This is a genomic window from Bacillus sp. ES1-5 (genome assembly GCF_022487605.1).
GTDB lineage: Bacteria > Bacillota > Bacilli > Bacillales > Bacillaceae_G > Bacillus_A > Bacillus_A wiedmannii.
Genome location: NZ_JAKVPU010000005.1, coordinates 425227 through 439906, shown reverse-complemented (window position 1 = coordinate 439906; position 14680 = coordinate 425227). Strand labels below are relative to the sequence as shown.

21 protein-coding genes are annotated in these 14680 nt (G+C 36.0%); 10 read left to right on the top strand and 11 right to left on the bottom strand.

Annotated features, from left to right (window positions below):
- Positions 1-169: 169 nt before the first annotated feature.
- Both MKO96_RS19155 and MKO96_RS19150 read left to right on the top strand, forming a co-directional pair.
- Positions 170-829, top strand: a complete 660-nt coding sequence (locus MKO96_RS19155) for an ABC transporter ATP-binding protein (RefSeq protein ID WP_240588364.1) — start codon at positions 170-172, stop codon at positions 827-829.
- Positions 813-1610, top strand: a complete 798-nt coding sequence (locus tag MKO96_RS19150; RefSeq protein WP_240588363.1) for an ABC transporter permease — start codon at positions 813-815, stop codon at positions 1608-1610. The genes MKO96_RS19155 and MKO96_RS19150 overlap by 17 nt, the downstream gene beginning before the upstream one ends.
- Positions 1611-1702: 92 nt before the next feature.
- On the opposite strand, the gene phnA is transcribed toward MKO96_RS19150, so the two are convergent.
- The 4 genes from phnA to MKO96_RS19130 all read right to left on the bottom strand — a co-directional run bounded on the left by phnA (position 1703) and on the right by MKO96_RS19130 (position 4432).
- Complete coding sequence (gene phnA, locus MKO96_RS19145; RefSeq protein ID WP_240588362.1) at positions 1703-2044, bottom strand: alkylphosphonate utilization operon protein PhnA; 342 nt, start codon at positions 2042-2044, stop codon at positions 1703-1705.
- A gap of 456 nt (positions 2045-2500) precedes the next feature.
- Entirely contained in the window at positions 2501-3178 is a 678-nt protein-coding gene (locus MKO96_RS19140) for a CPBP family intramembrane glutamic endopeptidase (RefSeq protein WP_240588361.1), read from the bottom strand.
- Positions 3179-3276: 98 nt separating this feature from the next.
- Positions 3277-4155 (bottom strand): aminoglycoside adenylyltransferase domain-containing protein, encoded by an 879-nt coding sequence (locus MKO96_RS19135; RefSeq protein WP_240588360.1) that lies wholly within the window; start codon positions 4153-4155, stop codon positions 3277-3279.
- Positions 4124-4432: a YuzD family protein gene (locus tag MKO96_RS19130; RefSeq protein ID WP_240588359.1), complete on the bottom strand. Its 309-nt coding sequence runs from the start codon at positions 4430-4432 to the stop codon at positions 4124-4126. Before MKO96_RS19130 ends, MKO96_RS19135 begins: the two co-directional genes overlap by 32 nt.
- Before the next feature lie 206 nt (positions 4433-4638).
- Here MKO96_RS19130 and MKO96_RS19125 point away from each other — a divergent pair, with 206 nt between their 5' ends.
- The gene (locus tag MKO96_RS19125; RefSeq protein WP_000431158.1) at positions 4639-4875 is read left to right on the top strand and encodes a NifU family protein; all 237 of its coding nucleotides are present in this window, start codon (positions 4639-4641) and stop codon (positions 4873-4875) included.
- Between the two features lie 190 nt (positions 4876-5065).
- On the top strand, positions 5066-5281 hold the full coding sequence (locus MKO96_RS19120; protein ID WP_001137788.1) for a hypothetical protein: 216 nt from the start codon (positions 5066-5068) through the stop codon (positions 5279-5281).
- Positions 5282-5341: 60 nt separating this feature from the next.
- On the opposite strand, the gene yutH is transcribed toward MKO96_RS19120, so the two are convergent.
- Positions 5342-6343, bottom strand: coding sequence for a spore coat putative kinase YutH (gene yutH, locus MKO96_RS19115; RefSeq protein WP_087982826.1), 1002 nt, complete (start codon positions 6341-6343; stop codon positions 5342-5344).
- A gap of 120 nt (positions 6344-6463) precedes the next feature.
- Between yutH and MKO96_RS19110 the strand changes: the two genes are divergently transcribed.
- Positions 6464-6955: a phosphatidylglycerophosphatase A family protein gene (locus MKO96_RS19110; protein ID WP_000665100.1), complete on the top strand. Its 492-nt coding sequence runs from the start codon at positions 6464-6466 to the stop codon at positions 6953-6955.
- A gap of 23 nt (positions 6956-6978) precedes the next feature.
- Here MKO96_RS19110 and MKO96_RS19105 read toward each other — a convergent pair whose 3' ends face one another.
- Positions 6979-7458, bottom strand: a complete 480-nt coding sequence (locus tag MKO96_RS19105; RefSeq protein WP_240588358.1) for a GNAT family N-acetyltransferase — start codon at positions 7456-7458, stop codon at positions 6979-6981.
- Between the two features lie 616 nt (positions 7459-8074).
- On the opposite strand from MKO96_RS19105, the gene MKO96_RS19100 reads away from it, so the two are divergent.
- Complete coding sequence (locus MKO96_RS19100) at positions 8075-8656, top strand: NAD(P)H-dependent oxidoreductase (protein ID WP_240588357.1); 582 nt, start codon at positions 8075-8077, stop codon at positions 8654-8656.
- 34 nt (positions 8657-8690) lie between these two features.
- On the opposite strand, the gene MKO96_RS19095 is transcribed toward MKO96_RS19100, so the two are convergent.
- The 4 genes from MKO96_RS19095 to MKO96_RS19080 form a co-directional block, all read right to left on the bottom strand.
- Positions 8691-9221 carry an iron ABC transporter substrate-binding protein gene (locus tag MKO96_RS19095; RefSeq protein ID WP_240588356.1) on the bottom strand — a complete coding sequence of 177 codons (531 nt, stop codon included), beginning with the start codon at positions 9219-9221 and terminating at the stop codon, positions 8691-8693.
- 115 nt (positions 9222-9336) lie between these two features.
- Positions 9337-10101, bottom strand: a complete 765-nt coding sequence (locus MKO96_RS19090) for a TIGR01457 family HAD-type hydrolase (RefSeq protein ID WP_033662784.1) — start codon at positions 10099-10101, stop codon at positions 9337-9339.
- A gap of 108 nt (positions 10102-10209) precedes the next feature.
- On the bottom strand, positions 10210-10842 hold the full coding sequence (locus tag MKO96_RS19085) for a helix-turn-helix transcriptional regulator (protein ID WP_240588355.1): 633 nt from the start codon (positions 10840-10842) through the stop codon (positions 10210-10212).
- 79 nt (positions 10843-10921) lie between these two features.
- A complete protein-coding gene (locus MKO96_RS19080) occupies positions 10922-11362 on the bottom strand; it encodes a DUF86 domain-containing protein (RefSeq protein WP_000274003.1) in 441 nt (146 codons plus the stop codon).
- 147 nt (positions 11363-11509) lie between these two features.
- Between MKO96_RS19080 and glpX the strand changes: the two genes are divergently transcribed.
- The 3 genes from glpX (at position 11510) to MKO96_RS19065 (ending at position 13631) form a co-directional block, all read left to right on the top strand.
- The gene (gene glpX, locus MKO96_RS19075; RefSeq protein ID WP_000439085.1) at positions 11510-12481 is read left to right on the top strand and encodes a class II fructose-bisphosphatase; all 972 of its coding nucleotides are present in this window, start codon (positions 11510-11512) and stop codon (positions 12479-12481) included.
- A 16-nt stretch (positions 12482-12497) separates the two neighbouring features.
- Positions 12498-12764 (top strand): DUF3055 domain-containing protein, encoded by a 267-nt coding sequence (locus MKO96_RS19070; RefSeq protein ID WP_000392616.1) that lies wholly within the window; start codon positions 12498-12500, stop codon positions 12762-12764.
- A gap of 369 nt (positions 12765-13133) precedes the next feature.
- A complete protein-coding gene (locus MKO96_RS19065) occupies positions 13134-13631 on the top strand; it encodes a cytoplasmic protein (protein ID WP_240588354.1) in 498 nt (165 codons plus the stop codon).
- A gap of 43 nt (positions 13632-13674) precedes the next feature.
- Here MKO96_RS19065 and MKO96_RS19060 read toward each other — a convergent pair whose 3' ends face one another.
- Positions 13675-13986 (bottom strand): YutD family protein, encoded by a 312-nt coding sequence (locus MKO96_RS19060; RefSeq protein ID WP_002008894.1) that lies wholly within the window; start codon positions 13984-13986, stop codon positions 13675-13677.
- 115 nt (positions 13987-14101) lie between these two features.
- Between MKO96_RS19060 and MKO96_RS19055 the strand changes: the two genes are divergently transcribed.
- Positions 14102-14680 (top strand): YhcN/YlaJ family sporulation lipoprotein, encoded by a 579-nt coding sequence (locus tag MKO96_RS19055; RefSeq protein ID WP_002191082.1) that lies wholly within the window; start codon positions 14102-14104, stop codon positions 14678-14680.

Genomic DNA, 14680 nt, shown 5'->3' with positions numbered 1-14680 from the left:
TTTAATCAGTGGGGGTTTTGTTCATCCCCCACTGATTATTAGTTGAACCAATCGGGCTTTTACGGGCAGTTGATTCCCCACCTAACTTCTTTGCTTTCGCTGAATTTTGAGGTGGGGGGCTTACTGCCCGGTGAATAGCGGGATAACTAGAATCAGAAAGGAGCCATCTATGTTTATATTAAAAGACGTTACATATAAAGATATACTACACATTCCTTATTTACAGATTCAAAAAGAAAAAATCACATGTATTATCGGTGAGAGTGGGAGCGGAAAAAGTACATTGCTTCGCATGCTAAATGATTTACAATCTCCAACATCCGGTACAATTGAATACAACGGAAAGCTGATTTCTGATTATCCTCCTATTCAATTACGACGTGACGTAGTCATGCTTGGGCAAACTCCACCTATTTTTGATGGAACGATTAAAGACAATCTATTAATGGGACTTCGTTTTTCTGAAAAACCATTTCCAAATGATGATGCCTTGCGAAGTGCATTAACGACTGTTAGCTTAGAAAAAAATTTAGAAGACAACGCCGATTCATTATCAGGCGGGGAAAAACAACGACTTGCTTTTGCACGTATCGTACTTATGGATCCACCTGTTTATTTATTAGATGAACCAACCTCGGCACTAGATAGCGATACAGAACGCCGCGTTATGAAACAATTTACTATGCTAGCAAAAGAAAAGAAAAAAACAGTTATCTTCATTACACACTCACAACAACTTCCAGAAGAAATTGCAGACGATATTATTGAAATTAGTAAAACAAACGGTGCAACTAGAAAGGAAGTGCTCTCAGTTGAAGGGCGTTATTGAACTCCAAATTTGGCAACTTGCCGCTGCATATATTTTTATTCTTATTTTAATAGGTCTTGTAAAATTAAAAGGAATACCACGTGAAAAACAAATTGCGCTCGCGACATTCCGTATGACGATTCAGCTCGTACTTGTTGCATATATCCTTACATACGTATTTGAAAATAGTAATCCATTTTATACAATTGCTCTCATTACTTCTATTACTACCTTTGCAATTTTTAATATTTATAAACGAGTCAATATCCCGATGTCAAAAGACTTAAAACGAGTAGCCGCTCTTTCCATGGTTGCCGGATCAATTGGGCCACTTCTACTATTTATCTTTGTTATTATCGGGCATGATCCTTGGTATGCTCCGCAATATATCGTTCCTATTACGGGAATGTTAGTCGGAAATGCAATGACAGGTGTTTCTCTCGGTGCAAATACGTTCTTAAATAATATGAAATCGCAAAGAGGTCAAATTGAAGGAGCACTTATGCTCGGCGCAACACCGAAAGAAGCAACTGCTCCGCTCATACGTGACGCTTTTGACTCTGCTATTTTGCCAACAATCAACTCCATGGTCGGAATGGGAATTATAAGCCTACCAGGCATGATGACTGGTCAAATCTTAGCTGGTGTATCACCGTTCACAGCTATTCAATATCAAATTGCCATTATACTTGGTATTTCCGGAAGCACTGCCTTTGCTGTTATTATCTTCTTACAGCTTGGATATAAAACATTCTTTAATAAGCGGTGTCAGTTGAAAGAAATTGACTATAGTGCGCGATAAATGGTGCACTGTTCATGGTAAATAAAATTATATCGACTTACCGATAAAAAATGACAATAAAAAAGAGGAGGCTAATCGCCTCCTCTTTTTACTTACGCCTTCTTAACGAACTGTGATTTTAACTTCATAGCTCCGAAACCGTCGATTTTGCAATCAATATCGTGATCGCCATCAACTAGACGGATACTCTTTACTTTTGTACCGATCTTCACAACTGAAGAAGTTCCTTTTACTTTTAAATCTTTAATGACAGTAACAGCATCGCCGTCTTGAAGAACGTTTCCGTTCGCATCTTTTACAACTTTTGCACCATCATTATTTTCAGTTTCTGCTTCTTTGCCCCACTCATGAGCACATTCTGGACATACGAAAAGAACGCCATCCTCATACGTATATTCCGAATTACATTTTGGACAATTTGGTAAAGTAGCCATAAATTCATTTCCTCCGTTCATTATTTATACGTAAAAATCAAAATTGATGTTTACATCTCGATAAATAAAATTTGTATAGCATTTCTTTATAGTGCCATAGTCTTACGTTATTGACAACCCTACCTCAAATTCTCATTTTTTATTGTATTTTACAAAATTTCAATTCGTATGGTGTTTCCAAGTAAAAAAGAAGAACCCTCTCAAGATTCTTCTTTTCAAAATGAACGAGTTCTCACTATTCCGATAATTACCTGTTTGTTATTCCATTTTACTTTTAAATATATTAGAATACTTATGAATGATACGTTTAATACACTAAGTTAATCATTTTGTATATTTGATAATAAAATGTTTCACATGAAACTATCCATATTTCGTATTACCTTTCCTCTACACAGTACATGTAAATCCATTTCTACAAAATACGAAAGACGCCCTTTTTAAAAAGGCGTCTTTTTACAGTTGAAAATTTACTAATATAAAAAATGCATTATTTAATAAATGAATCCCCCATGGGACGAGTAAATTATTTGTTTTCTTATACGTATAAGCTAAACATATACCGCCACCAAAAATATATAAAACACCACCTAAAGTAAGTGGATGTCCTAAAGTAAATATAAAAGCACTTATAACAATACTAGTAAGTGTAGAAAAGCGCTGAGATAATTTCATAAAAAACATACCTCGGAATACAAGTTCTTCCCAAATCGGTGCGAAAATCGTGAGTACAACTACGTATAAAATGATTTCACTTTTAGTAGGCTCTATTACTATATTAGATTCATTCACACCAAGCCCATGTGGTAAAACTAAATTTAATACCGCAAGATATATAAGCAGTACGATCATCGTCATTACTATCGTTACATAATGCTTAAAATTATTGAACTGTATTGATTTTAATAAATGCACACAGTAATTTCTTGCGGGTGCATTTATTAAAATAATAGTAAGAAATGTTAAAGGTGGAATAAGATGATCTACATACCATGGATATAAGGAAGAGTCATATATAATGTTCAAAAAAACCACTCCATACATGACCCCAAAAATAATTACTATCATACTGATTACTTCGCGCATACTCATTTGTACATTCTTTTCTTTATATGTAACTAATTCCGTGTCCATCATATCCCCTCCAGTATAATTAAACCTTTTTAACCATTATATACCAAATGAAATATAAAAAAAGACAATACAACCAACTGTATTGTCCATTTTCTTCCCTACCATTTCTCTCTACACGTCTCAATTAAGTGAAGCAAATACTTCCTCGTCATATCAGCCCTTCTCCACCTTGAGAGCATTCGCTTTTCTTTTGGATTCTGTCGTATTCTCGCTACTTCTTTTAATAAAGGCTCCCATTCTTCCGCTGAACGTTCTAACAAGTATTGCAATCCTCTATCTTTCGAAACGATTGTTTTATGATCCAGTGTATATAAAATACGCCCCATCGTAACGACTGCTGATTCTACCCATTCTTCAACGAAAAATAAATATGGTTGCTTCGCTTTTTCACTCCAGTACTGTTCTACGTTGTATTTCATCGTATCGACTACATCATCCCACCTTATTTGAAACGAAAGATCTTCAGCTTCTTTCCCAGTAACTGTAATACCTTGATTTTTTAACGTCCACCATGTGACCGCATTAATATCCCAATGACCTATATTCGCTTTACCATCTGCACAATACACGTACTCATTCATTTCATCATTGTATTTCCCTAAATCAGCAAGCGGAATATACATACCATCCATTCTTTTACCTAACGTACTCTCACTAAGTTTCTTATGAAGTTCTACAAGTTGCTGTTTTTCAGCTTCATTCACAGAATCACTTATTACTGTAACAAAATCGACATCACTCGATTCTGCCTGAAATGCACCAAGTGCGATGGAGCCGTAAATATATACCCCGACTATTTTTTCGTCTAAAAAAATTTCTTTTAATTCTACTGTGTACCGCTCCATTAACTGTCGCACTTCCTTTGGTAACGCATGCTTCACTCCATTTTCCACATCTATCCCTCCATTAAAAAAAGCCTTCGCAAATTCGCAAAGGCTTCCTGTTTTATAAATATTTCTCGATTTCTTCGTAAACATCCTTCAAACGAGGATTTCCTTCTCCAACAACTTCTCCATTTACAAGAACGACTGGATAAAATAGATCTTCCTCCACTACGCGCTCTGCGAATGCTTTTTTATCTTCATCTTCTTGTTCTTCTTGAAAATCAATATACTCGAAATTAAATTTATTTTCTTGTCCTTCATATTTACGCCCAATTGCCGCTTGTAACCATTCAAACGTTTCTGTTGAAGATGGCATTCCAACACAGCTTGCACAAATTACTTTCGTCCCATACACTTGCACATTAATCATTTCTTCTCCCCCACTTCTTGTTTCAACAGTATATTCAGATGTCTTAGTACATAAGCACATCATTTTACAAACTTATTCCCTACCCCTATACTGAAAAAACACGTTATAAACATGATAAAAAATTTCGACATTAAAACAAGAACAGAAAAAATAGATTTTCCCCTCTATCTTGATTATAATAAAACTGATGAAAGGAGTCGATAAAAATGGAAAACCCACATATGGAAGAACAAGTACTAGAAGTATTAGATAAATTACGTCCATTCTTACTTCGCGATGGCGGAGACGTTGAATTAGTAGACATTGAAGAAGGTATCGTAAAATTACGCCTTATGGGTGCTTGCGGAAGCTGCCCAAGTTCTACAATCACACTAAAAGCTGGTATCGAACGCGCATTACTTGAAGAAGTACCAGGCGTTATTGAAGTAGAACAAGTATTTTAATCTAAAAGCGGAAGCGGCTCATTCAGAATCGCTTCCTAAAAAGAGACCCAAATGGGTCTCTTTTTTTATTCAAATAACACTTATCCTTTAACATCATAAAACAAAATTGGAAATCCTTCTCAAAAAATGCGATAATTAATACTATAGAATCGTTCACACATATACAGAAAAAAACATAGGGGGACGACACATGCCAAGAATGGGAAACACTTTTTTAACAATTCAAGAACTAGAAAAGAAAAAAGAGTATTTATTAGATCTTTCATCCGTTATACCAACATGGAATGCGAGTTATCAATTTTTATTTAAAGAAATCCAGCAAGAATTATTGAGTAAAGTAAATGAAAAAATCGAAAGACATCAATTCATTTTAAATATATGTGCAGATCAACAGGTAGGGGCATAATGTATTACATACAATTGTGATATATAAAAAAGAGACCTCAATCGGTCTCTTTTTTATATTTTAAGATAGCCAATCTAATTTCCTAATCCCTAACTTATCAACTGGTAAACGAAGTGAACCATAAAAGTGCTTCATAAATTGCTCAGAGCGGTTCACATCGTGTAAAATGGCTTCTAAGCGATCTCTATATATGCTTTTTTGTTCTTCATTTCCTGTTTGGTAATATCGTTCGACTGTTTCAAAGTAGTGAAGTGGGAACAGGAGCCTTGCAAATAATAGGCGCCAACCAAACGAAGATAGCGAATAATTCCGTTCATAATCTGTAACGAATTGAACGATTGTTTGCTCCCAGTCTTTCTTTTTTTCTATCATCATATAGCGAATTAATTCTGCCATATCTCGAGTTGGGTGATCATACACCCAATCGAAAGGAAGTTTGAGGCGCTTCGTTTGATGCCATAATAAAGGTGTGAATCGCTCTTGGCAAATTGTTGCTGCATCAGTCAGTTGCGGCGTATCATCCATCTCTGTATCGACAACATATTGAATTGCATTTTCTGCAACTCCTAAGTAATACGGGAAGGATTCAATAAACAATTGATCGAATACGTCTGTAGGGTGGTTCATCACTTGTGATTGCCAAAACTTTTCTAATTGATCGAGCCTTTTTTCCCATAACGCTTTCCATTCGCCTATGCGGCTTAATTGCTCGATTTCTTCTGGAAAGAATGCACCTCGTTTATGGAATATAGAAAGCTCACTTCCTAATGATGTAGCATGTCGTTCTAACGCACGCATACCTTTTAATAAGCAGTAATTTTGTTCTTCTATCTCACATACATAGTAGCCGTGTATAGTCGGAACGAAAGTCGCTACAGTTATATCCCCTTGCTGGTTCATATAGTCACTGAGCTTTTTCATCTCTACAAGTACTTCTTCCTCCATTTCCCCAATTGGAACAAGTACATAAATTTTGTTGCGAATCCAAAAGCTTTTATAGGGGCCAAGGGGGATTAATTCTTTAACATGCATGTGATAATGCTCATAAATATGATGAATCATCGCAGTCGCCACCTATGGTTTTTCTTTATATATATGAGCTTGTGCTCGCCTTTCATTCCTATGCACATGATAAAGCAACGAAACGTATACAAATACTAAAAAGAAAAAAAGGTGATAAACATGAAAGAATCAAATCAACTACAAGAAAGAGCATTACAACTATTACAAGAGCGCGGTGTAACAATTGACGATATTGCTGAGCTTGTTCATTTTCTTCAAAAAAAATATCATCCAAATTTAGAGATGTCAGAATGCCGTTATAACGTTGAGCGTGTATTATCAAAACGTGAAGTACAAAACGCACTGATTACTGGTATCGAACTCGATGTCCTTGCTGAAAAAGGAATGTTAAGTGAGCCGTTACAAGATATCGTAAAACGTGATGAAGGCTTATACGGAATTGATGAAGTGATTGCACTTTCTATCGTTAATGTGTACGGCTCTATCGGTTTCACGAACTTTGGATATATCGATAAATTAAAACCTGGTATTTTAGAATTCTTAAATGATAAATCATCTGGAAAGGTGCATACATTCCTTGATGATATCGTTGGCGGAATCGCTGCCGCTGCTTCAAGCCGCTTAGCGCACAGAGCTGAGCATTCGGAATAATAAAATATGAAAGACCGTCAGTTTCATACTGACGGTCTTTCATATTCCATGAGCATAAATTCTCTTCCGCGGCTTAAAAAAATAGGACCTTGTTGAAAACCTAAGTTTTCATATAGCGTAATCGCTCTTATATTAAATGTCGCTACACTAAGTCGAAACGTCTTCGGCTTATATTCTTTCGCTGCAAAGGCTATCCCAGCTTGAAAAAACATTTTTCCCAGCCCTTTCCCTGTTAACGCTGGCTTCATGCCAAGTCCGATATCAATTACATCTTCTCCAACATATAAATGAGCATCTCTTCCACCTGGTACTTGTGCATTTTTCCCAAAACAAAAATAGCCGATAAACTCTCCCTTATCGTCACAACAGCCATAATATGTCCCATCTAATAATTCTTCTATTGCTTCTTCCTCTCCTGAAAAACTATATAAATTATAAGGTTCTTCGTACGTCCACGTATTTATCTCATTTGCTTCTGCTACCGTTAACTTATGTATATCCATCCTTCTCTCCCCTAATCAAATATTCTATATATACTCATTCATTTTTCGCGCCTCATTTCCCTCTAATCAGAATATGCATAATTACATACGCACACCTATGAAACAAATGGTACAATTTATTTGAATCGCTGTTGCTACACTTCTTGATCAAAGAAAAGGCGTTAAAACGGATATTAGCGCCTTATCAAACTCAAGCAATTGGCACATTTTGTCATCATGAAAGACACTCGAAAGAGTGTCTTTTTTTTATAACTCACAAGGACTTACTCATTTCAAAGTATAAATACATAAAATAATGTAACTCTTTACACACATGAATCTTTTTCTAAAAGTTGTGAAGTAGACTCAAAATAAAAAAGCACTCTTGGCTAGAGTGCTTTTTACTTTCAAATAAGGAGGTTACATATATGGATAGTACCCTCGTATTTAACTTTGGCATTGGTATTGTCATCATTTTATTTGTCTTCTTTGTTCTTTGTATGAGCGGGGTATAGAAAGACGATTTCAGCCGTCTTTTTATACATACATATATCATTTGACTTCCGCAAAAGAAGTAACCATAATAGTTACATAAATAAACAAACTACTCACATATCCACAAATAGGAGGAAGAACAATGAAACATGTAATCGTTTATGCACACCCAAATACAGAAAGCTTCAACCATGCAATTTTAGAAACAGTAAAAAGTGAATTAGAAGAAAAAGGTCATGAAGTACGCGTTCGCGATCTATACGAATTAAACTTCAATCCAGTATTAGGCGCTTCCGATTTCATCTCATTTTCTCAAGGAAACACACCAGAAGATATTAAAGAAGAGCAAGAGCACATCTCTTGGGCTGATAGCATTACATTCATTTACCCAGTTTGGTGGGCGGGACTTCCTGCTATTTTAAAAGGATACGTTGACCGTGTATTTAGCCACGGCTTCGCTTATGCTTACGGTGAAAATGGTATCGAGAAGTTATTAAGCGGTAAAAAAGGCTTATTATTATCTACAATGGGAAATACAAAAGAAGCATACACAGCAGGCGGTATGTTTGACGCAATGAAGAAAACAGCTGATGTTGGTATTTTTGAATTTACAGGAATTGAAACAATTGAGCATACATTCTATACGAGTGTCCCTTCTGTGGATGATAATGTACGTAAACAATATCTTGAAGAGGCTAAAGATGTTGTGAATCGTGCATTTTAATAAAAAAGCTCCGGTTGTTAAAACCGGAGTTTTTTTATTTCATCATTAATTTCGGAATATATCTTTGAAGAATGCTTTCTAATTCATTCATATCTTCCTGTCTAATAAGTAAATTCACATTGTCATTCATTTTTTCTCGCCCGCGATATAAAAATATATTTTCTTTTAGATTTTCCCATGTTGATGTTTTATAGCCTTTCAATTCTTCATATGAATAAAAGTTTAATCCGTCTACTACACCTTTTTCATATATTTGTACACTTTTAATAAGATGGATGGCTATTAAAGTCATAAAACAACTTGCTACAGCATGAATACCTAGTTGAATGAGAAACTGTTCAACTGTATCAATATCACCACTTACGTACCGAACATATATATACATACATTGTCCAATGAAATATGCTGGTCCAAATAATGCAATCCACCTTCTTTTCATCCGAGGATACATTGCAATGAGTTTTCCTGCGCTTTTTTTCATTTCATTTATTTTATATATCTTCCATAGAACAAAAAATAAAACACATAATGTAAAAACAAACATAATACATGACATCCAGTACACTCTGATTCCCTCCCCTTAATATCATTACATATAAATTTTACATTTTATATAACAATAGCACATATGCAATTATGCATAAAAAAACAGGTAACCTCTTCCGGTTACCTGTTTTTCATTACATCTTCTCAATCCACTCCGTCAAGTTATGCACAACTTGCGTTGGTTGTACTTCATATTCTGTTAACTTCTCCACAGTTGTGACTCCAGTGTGGACAAGAAGCGTATGCATGCCAGCATTTATTCCCGCTAAAATGTCTGTATCGTAGTTATCCCCAACCATCAATGCTTCATTTTTTTCTATGCCCAGCACCTTTAGAGCTTGTTCCATAATGATTGATTCTGGTTTTCCGATAAAGATTGGATCCACACCTGTTGATACTGCTACAACTGATGTTAATGAACCGTTACCTGGTAATAATCCGCGCTCAGTCGGAATGGCAATGTCTCCATTTGTAGAAATAAACGTTGCGCCGTTACGCACAGCAAGACAAGCTTTTGCTAATTTTTCATATGTGATGTCACGATCTAAACCAACAACAACGAAATCAGGATTTTCATCCACAAGTTCAAATCCTTTTTCCACAAGTGCATCATGTAAGCCTTCTTCACCAATCATATATACAGTTGCGTCTTGTTTACGTTCATAAATGAAGTTTGCTGTCGCCATACTCGTTGTAAATACTTGCTCTGCTTCCGCTGGAATATCAAAACGAACAAGTTTTTCTGCCACTTGTTCTGGTTTACGCGTTGAATTATTCGTAACGAATAAATAAGGAATGCCGCGCTCTCCTAATGCTTTTACGAAGTCGCTCGCTTCTTCAATTTGTTCTTCTCCGCGATACATCGTACCGTCTAAGTCAATTAAGTAACCTTTATACATCATTATGTCTCTCCTTCTATGCTAACGTTCTCACCTTATCATACCACTCTTATTTTACCCGCTTTTTCCAAAGAAAAAAACGCTTTACCTTAAAGCGCCCCATAACGTTCATTTTTTCTCTTTTACTTGGTAAGAACAACTACAATCGCCCTCACACATGTTTGCTAACGTCTTTACATCTGCTCCTGCAAATAAACGCTTATACATCTCTTTTTCATCTTCGCATACTTGCGGGAATCTCTCTGCAATCTCTTTTAACGGACAGTTTTGTTTTTCAATTACGAAAGAGCTCTCTCCATCTCTCTTTATTTGAACCATATAACCATTTTTCTCTTGCATAGCTGCTATCTCTTGCACTTTATATGCTAAATTCTTTTGATTACTCACTCGCTTTTGCAACTGTTCTTCCATTCGCTTCGTTCTCTCTGTTAAAATGTAACGAAGTATTTTTTCATCACCCATCCGAGCTAAATCTTCTAGCATATCAATCGCAAATTGCTTATACTCCTTCGGGAATGTATCTTCTCCCTTTTCGCTTAATCCATACAAATAAGTTGGTCTTCCGACATGTTGCCTTACCATCTTGGAATAGATTAAACCATCTTTCTCAAGATTACTTAAATGTCTTCGAATTGCCATTTCGGTAATCTCTAAAACGTCAGCTAGTTCTGCTACCGTGTGCTCTCCCTTTACTTTCAACAATTGCACAATTTCATCTTTCGTCGTACGTGCTTCCCCCATACTTCACCCTTCTCCCTTTTCTTTCTCACATACAATATAAGATCCCCAAAAGATAGTCCTGGGGATCTTATAAGCATAATTATTCTGGTACAAATGCAGATACAGGTCCTAATTCCTTCTCTAAATAACTGCGAATATTTGCTGGGTATTTCTCTACCACTGCAATATGTTTTTGAATCGTCTTATATAATTCATCATGATTCATTTGAATATAATCTTGCGTAAGCATTTTTCGAAGAAGGATAATTTCTTTCATCCCTTGTCCTTCTTCTGCACTTATCACTCGCTCGTCCATCAAAATATCGATAATATCTTCATAACTTCCTGGATCGCGCATAATAAATCCATCAATCATCGCATTCCCTACATCTAATACACAATCAATAATTAGATGAGCTATACGTTCTAATGCGTAAAATTCAAACTCGGTTTCATATATCTTTTTCTCTTGAAATGTACTTGTTGCTCGTTCTAAACATACTAGCATTTGTTCTATTTTCTTTCTGTCTACAAAATACATGAATGTCACCTACCTGGAAATTAAAGCATTTACATTTTAATTGTAACGCTTTCTTCTGAAAAAATCGACAATTTTTCGAATTCACCTTTTCTCCGTTATTTGTTATAGTTATATTTGTATGATTTTTGAAATTGGAGGAATGGAATCTTGGAACGTGAACTCGCACTAGAAATTGTCCGTGTAACAGAAGCAGCAGCATTAGCATCCGCACAGTGGATGGGCCGCGGAAAGAAAAACGAAGCAGATGATGCAGCAACTACAGCAATGCGTGATATGTTTGATTCGGTAAACATGGCAGGTACAGTTGTAATTGGTGAAGGAGAACTTGATGAAGCACCGATGTTGTATATTGGTGAAGAACTAGGAACAGGTAACGGTCCAGAAGTAGATATCGCCGTTGACCCATTAGAAGGTACAAACATCGTTGCAAAAGGTCTTGCAAATGCAATGGCAGTTATTGCAATCGCAGATAAAGGAAACCTTCTTCACGCTCCTGATATGTACATGGAAAAAATCGCGGTTGGTCCAAAAGCAGCTGGTAAAATTAGCTTAGATGATCCAATTGAAAAAACAATTGAAATTGTAGCAGAAGCTAACAATAAAAAGATTCGTGATCTAACAGTTATCATTCAAGAACGTGAACGTCATCAAGATATTATTGACCGTGTTCGTGCAAAAGGGGCTCGCGTGAAATTATTTGGTGATGGCGATGTTGGTGCATCAATCGCAACAGCACTACCTGGAACAGGTATCGACTTATTCGTAGGTGTTGGCGGAGCTCCAGAAGGCGTTATTTCTGCAGCAGCATTAAAATGCCTTGAAGGTGAAATGCAAGCTCGCTTAGTTCCAATGAACGAAGAAGAAGAAGCTCGTTGTCGTGAAATGGGATTAGAAGATCCTCGTCAACTTCTTATGTTAGATGACTTAGTATCTGGGGATGATGCAATCTTCTCAGCAACTGGTGTATCTGCTGGTGAGTTATTAGACGGTGTTAAATTCCTTGGTGGAGATTTAGCTGAAACATATTCTATCGTTATGCGTTACAAAACAAGAACGGTACGATTCATTAAAACGCATCACCATTTAGATCATAAACCACACTTAAACTTAGATATTTAATAAAGGAGCCATGTGTATGGAAGAACGTTTCTTTCTGTACGACGATACAGTCGCTACAAGAACTCGTTTCGTTAGCTTTATGGGAGAAAATGAGCGTCATGATTTAGCACTTTTATACTCCGATCGTCATTACGGTAAAACAATTGTCCTTGATATGCAGCGCAATAGATTTGCAATCATCGGTCCTGACGATTTAAACGAACCAGGCTACTTAGAGCATGCATTTTCTATGACTGAAGAAATTGCAGAAGAACTACGCTCATTTTTATTTGAACTTATATAATTTATCGTAGACACCAGCTATTTTAGCTGGTGTTTTTTCACTGTAAGTATTTTGAATTTTCAAAACTTATGTTATAATTAAGAATAAATCTATTTGGATAGAAAGGACGTTATATACGTATGCCGACATTTATTTTGTAATGGACCAGCAATTGGATAGCATTACTCTCAAAAAAGCAACGTGCTTTTTCAAGGGAGTAGTCTGCCCATTCCCATTACAAAGGAACGTATTGCATCTGTAGTATGATGTTTACGGAGGTTCCTAGGGGAACCTCCTTTTATTTTTGTCTTTTTCCCATGTCTTCATACTACAAGACATCCCAATAGCTGTATTACGTTTCTTTGCCACTACTATAAGAGGTGAAGAAAAATGCAGAAAGTACAACTTTCTTGGAGTTTATATGAAAATGAACAAGGTACAATTGAAAAGTATTGTAAAAATTGCAGACGCACTACCCTATTTACTGACACGAATATTCGTAGGCATAACGCCAACGGAAAAAATATATATCGTTTTGCCATTTATAAATGTCCGAAAGATCATACGTGGAACCAAAAACTTCGTATTTATAAATCATTTACTGATCACGTTGAAACAGTCGACATGACGCAGCAAGATCAAAAAGAAACAACTACTACCATTTCCATTACACATCATAAAGAAAGTGGCGTAGCTGAAATTACAATCGTATTAGATATCGTTTTCGGTTCCCACCGAATCGATAAAGCTTTATCCACATATATTTCCGACTGGAGCCGTACACTCATTGTGGATAAAATTAAAAATGGGGATATTCAATTGAACGGACAACAAATGAAACCAAATGCAATACTTTCTGAAGGCGACTCTATTTCGATTTGTTTGTGAGCAAGTATAAAAAAAATCCTCTTACAATCGTAAGAGGATTTTTTTATTTCTTCACTTTTCGTAATACGAAGTGTGCACAACCGAAGTTACAGTACTCGTATAAATACTCCGTTAACGTACTAATTTTCGTATCATATGTCGAACGTTGATTACTGTCATCAAAGAAACCGCGCAATCTAAGTTGCTCATAACCCCAGTCCCCAACGATATAATCATATTTATTTAAAATTTCTGCATAACGCTCTTTAAATGCTTCTTCACTAAAACCGTCACGAAAGTTTTTAATTACTTCGTACTGCACATTATTAATGCTCACCGTAGCATGCATCTCTTGCTCTTGCTTTTGCTCCATCATTAACTTCCTCTCTAAGCATTCTTCTTTTTATCGTATCACAAAGCATACCAACCAACAATTTCAAATACAAAAAATTGAAAATTAGTGCATGCTATGGAGAAGGAGGTGATACATCGTGAAAAAACAAATTATACTCTCTCTCCTCACTCTTTCCTTATTTGCAGGCTGTCAATCAACGAATAAAGCCGAAATGGAACGTGAAGAAGGAAGTCGTGTTCTTGTTTCCAATAAAAACGACATGTATCATACGGAAAATACAAATACACGGCTTACAAGAGTCGGTTATTCATCTAAACAAAAACATGAAGTATCTAACAAACAAGTAGGAGCCATTAACCGCGAGAAAGTCGCTGAAATGATTACAAGCATGACAGTCAAACTTCCTGACGTTACAAACGCTGCTACGCTCGTTACTGATGATGAAGTATTTGTTGTATACCGTGCAAACACAACGGATCCAAAACTCGTAGCAGATCAAGTATATAAAGCTGCTTTGTCCATCGTCCCTCGCTATTATAAAGCATATGTATCAACAGACCAAAAGTTGATTTCTCAAATTCAAGGACTTCAATCTGGCGCTTTAAATGATACAGAATATACACAGAGCCTCGACATGCTAAAACGGGAAATGAGTAAAAATCCTCATTTGAACAATACGGGGGATCAGACTTTGAATGATATGATAAAAAAATAA

Excerpts from the sequence above, each read along its gene's own strand:
- MKO96_RS19085 (WP_240588355.1), bottom strand. The coding sequence starts at position 10,842 with ATGGGGGAAGCACGTACGACGAAAGATGAAATTGTGCAATTGTTGAAA.
- MKO96_RS19070 (WP_000392616.1), top strand. The coding sequence starts at position 12,498 with ATGGAAGAACGTTTCTTTCTGTACGACGATACAGTCGCTACAAGAACT.
- MKO96_RS19100 (WP_240588357.1), top strand. The coding sequence starts at position 8,075 with ATGAAACATGTAATCGTTTATGCACACCCAAATACAGAAAGCTTCAAC.
- MKO96_RS19065 (WP_240588354.1), top strand. The coding sequence starts at position 13,134 with ATGCAGAAAGTACAACTTTCTTGGAGTTTATATGAAAATGAACAAGGT.
- MKO96_RS19130 (WP_240588359.1), bottom strand. The coding sequence starts at position 4,432 with ATGATTAATGTGCAAGTGTATGGGACGAAAGTAATTTGTGCAAGCTGT.
- MKO96_RS19105 (WP_240588358.1), bottom strand. The coding sequence starts at position 7,458 with ATGGATATACATAAGTTAACGGTAGCAGAAGCAAATGAGATAAATACG.
- MKO96_RS19120 (WP_001137788.1), top strand. The coding sequence starts at position 5,066 with ATGCCAAGAATGGGAAACACTTTTTTAACAATTCAAGAACTAGAAAAG.
- MKO96_RS19060 (WP_002008894.1), bottom strand. The coding sequence starts at position 13,986 with ATGATGGAGCAAAAGCAAGAGCAAGAGATGCATGCTACGGTGAGCATT.
- MKO96_RS19135 (WP_240588360.1), bottom strand. The coding sequence starts at position 4,155 with ATGTTTACGAAGAAATCGAGAAATATTTATAAAACAGGAAGCCTTTGC.
- MKO96_RS19125 (WP_000431158.1), top strand. The coding sequence starts at position 4,639 with ATGGAAAACCCACATATGGAAGAACAAGTACTAGAAGTATTAGATAAA.
- phnA (WP_240588362.1), bottom strand. The coding sequence starts at position 2,044 with ATGGCTACTTTACCAAATTGTCCAAAATGTAATTCGGAATATACGTAT.
- MKO96_RS19110 (WP_000665100.1), top strand. The coding sequence starts at position 6,464 with ATGAAAGAATCAAATCAACTACAAGAAAGAGCATTACAACTATTACAA.
- MKO96_RS19080 (WP_000274003.1), bottom strand. The coding sequence starts at position 11,362 with ATGTATTTTGTAGACAGAAAGAAAATAGAACAAATGCTAGTATGTTTA.
- yutH (WP_087982826.1), bottom strand. The coding sequence starts at position 6,343 with ATGATTCATCATATTTATGAGCATTATCACATGCATGTTAAAGAATTA.
- MKO96_RS19140 (WP_240588361.1), bottom strand. The coding sequence starts at position 3,178 with ATGGACACGGAATTAGTTACATATAAAGAAAAGAATGTACAAATGAGT.
- MKO96_RS19155 (WP_240588364.1), top strand. The coding sequence starts at position 170 with ATGTTTATATTAAAAGACGTTACATATAAAGATATACTACACATTCCT.
- MKO96_RS19090 (WP_033662784.1), bottom strand. The coding sequence starts at position 10,101 with ATGTATAAAGGTTACTTAATTGACTTAGACGGTACGATGTATCGCGGA.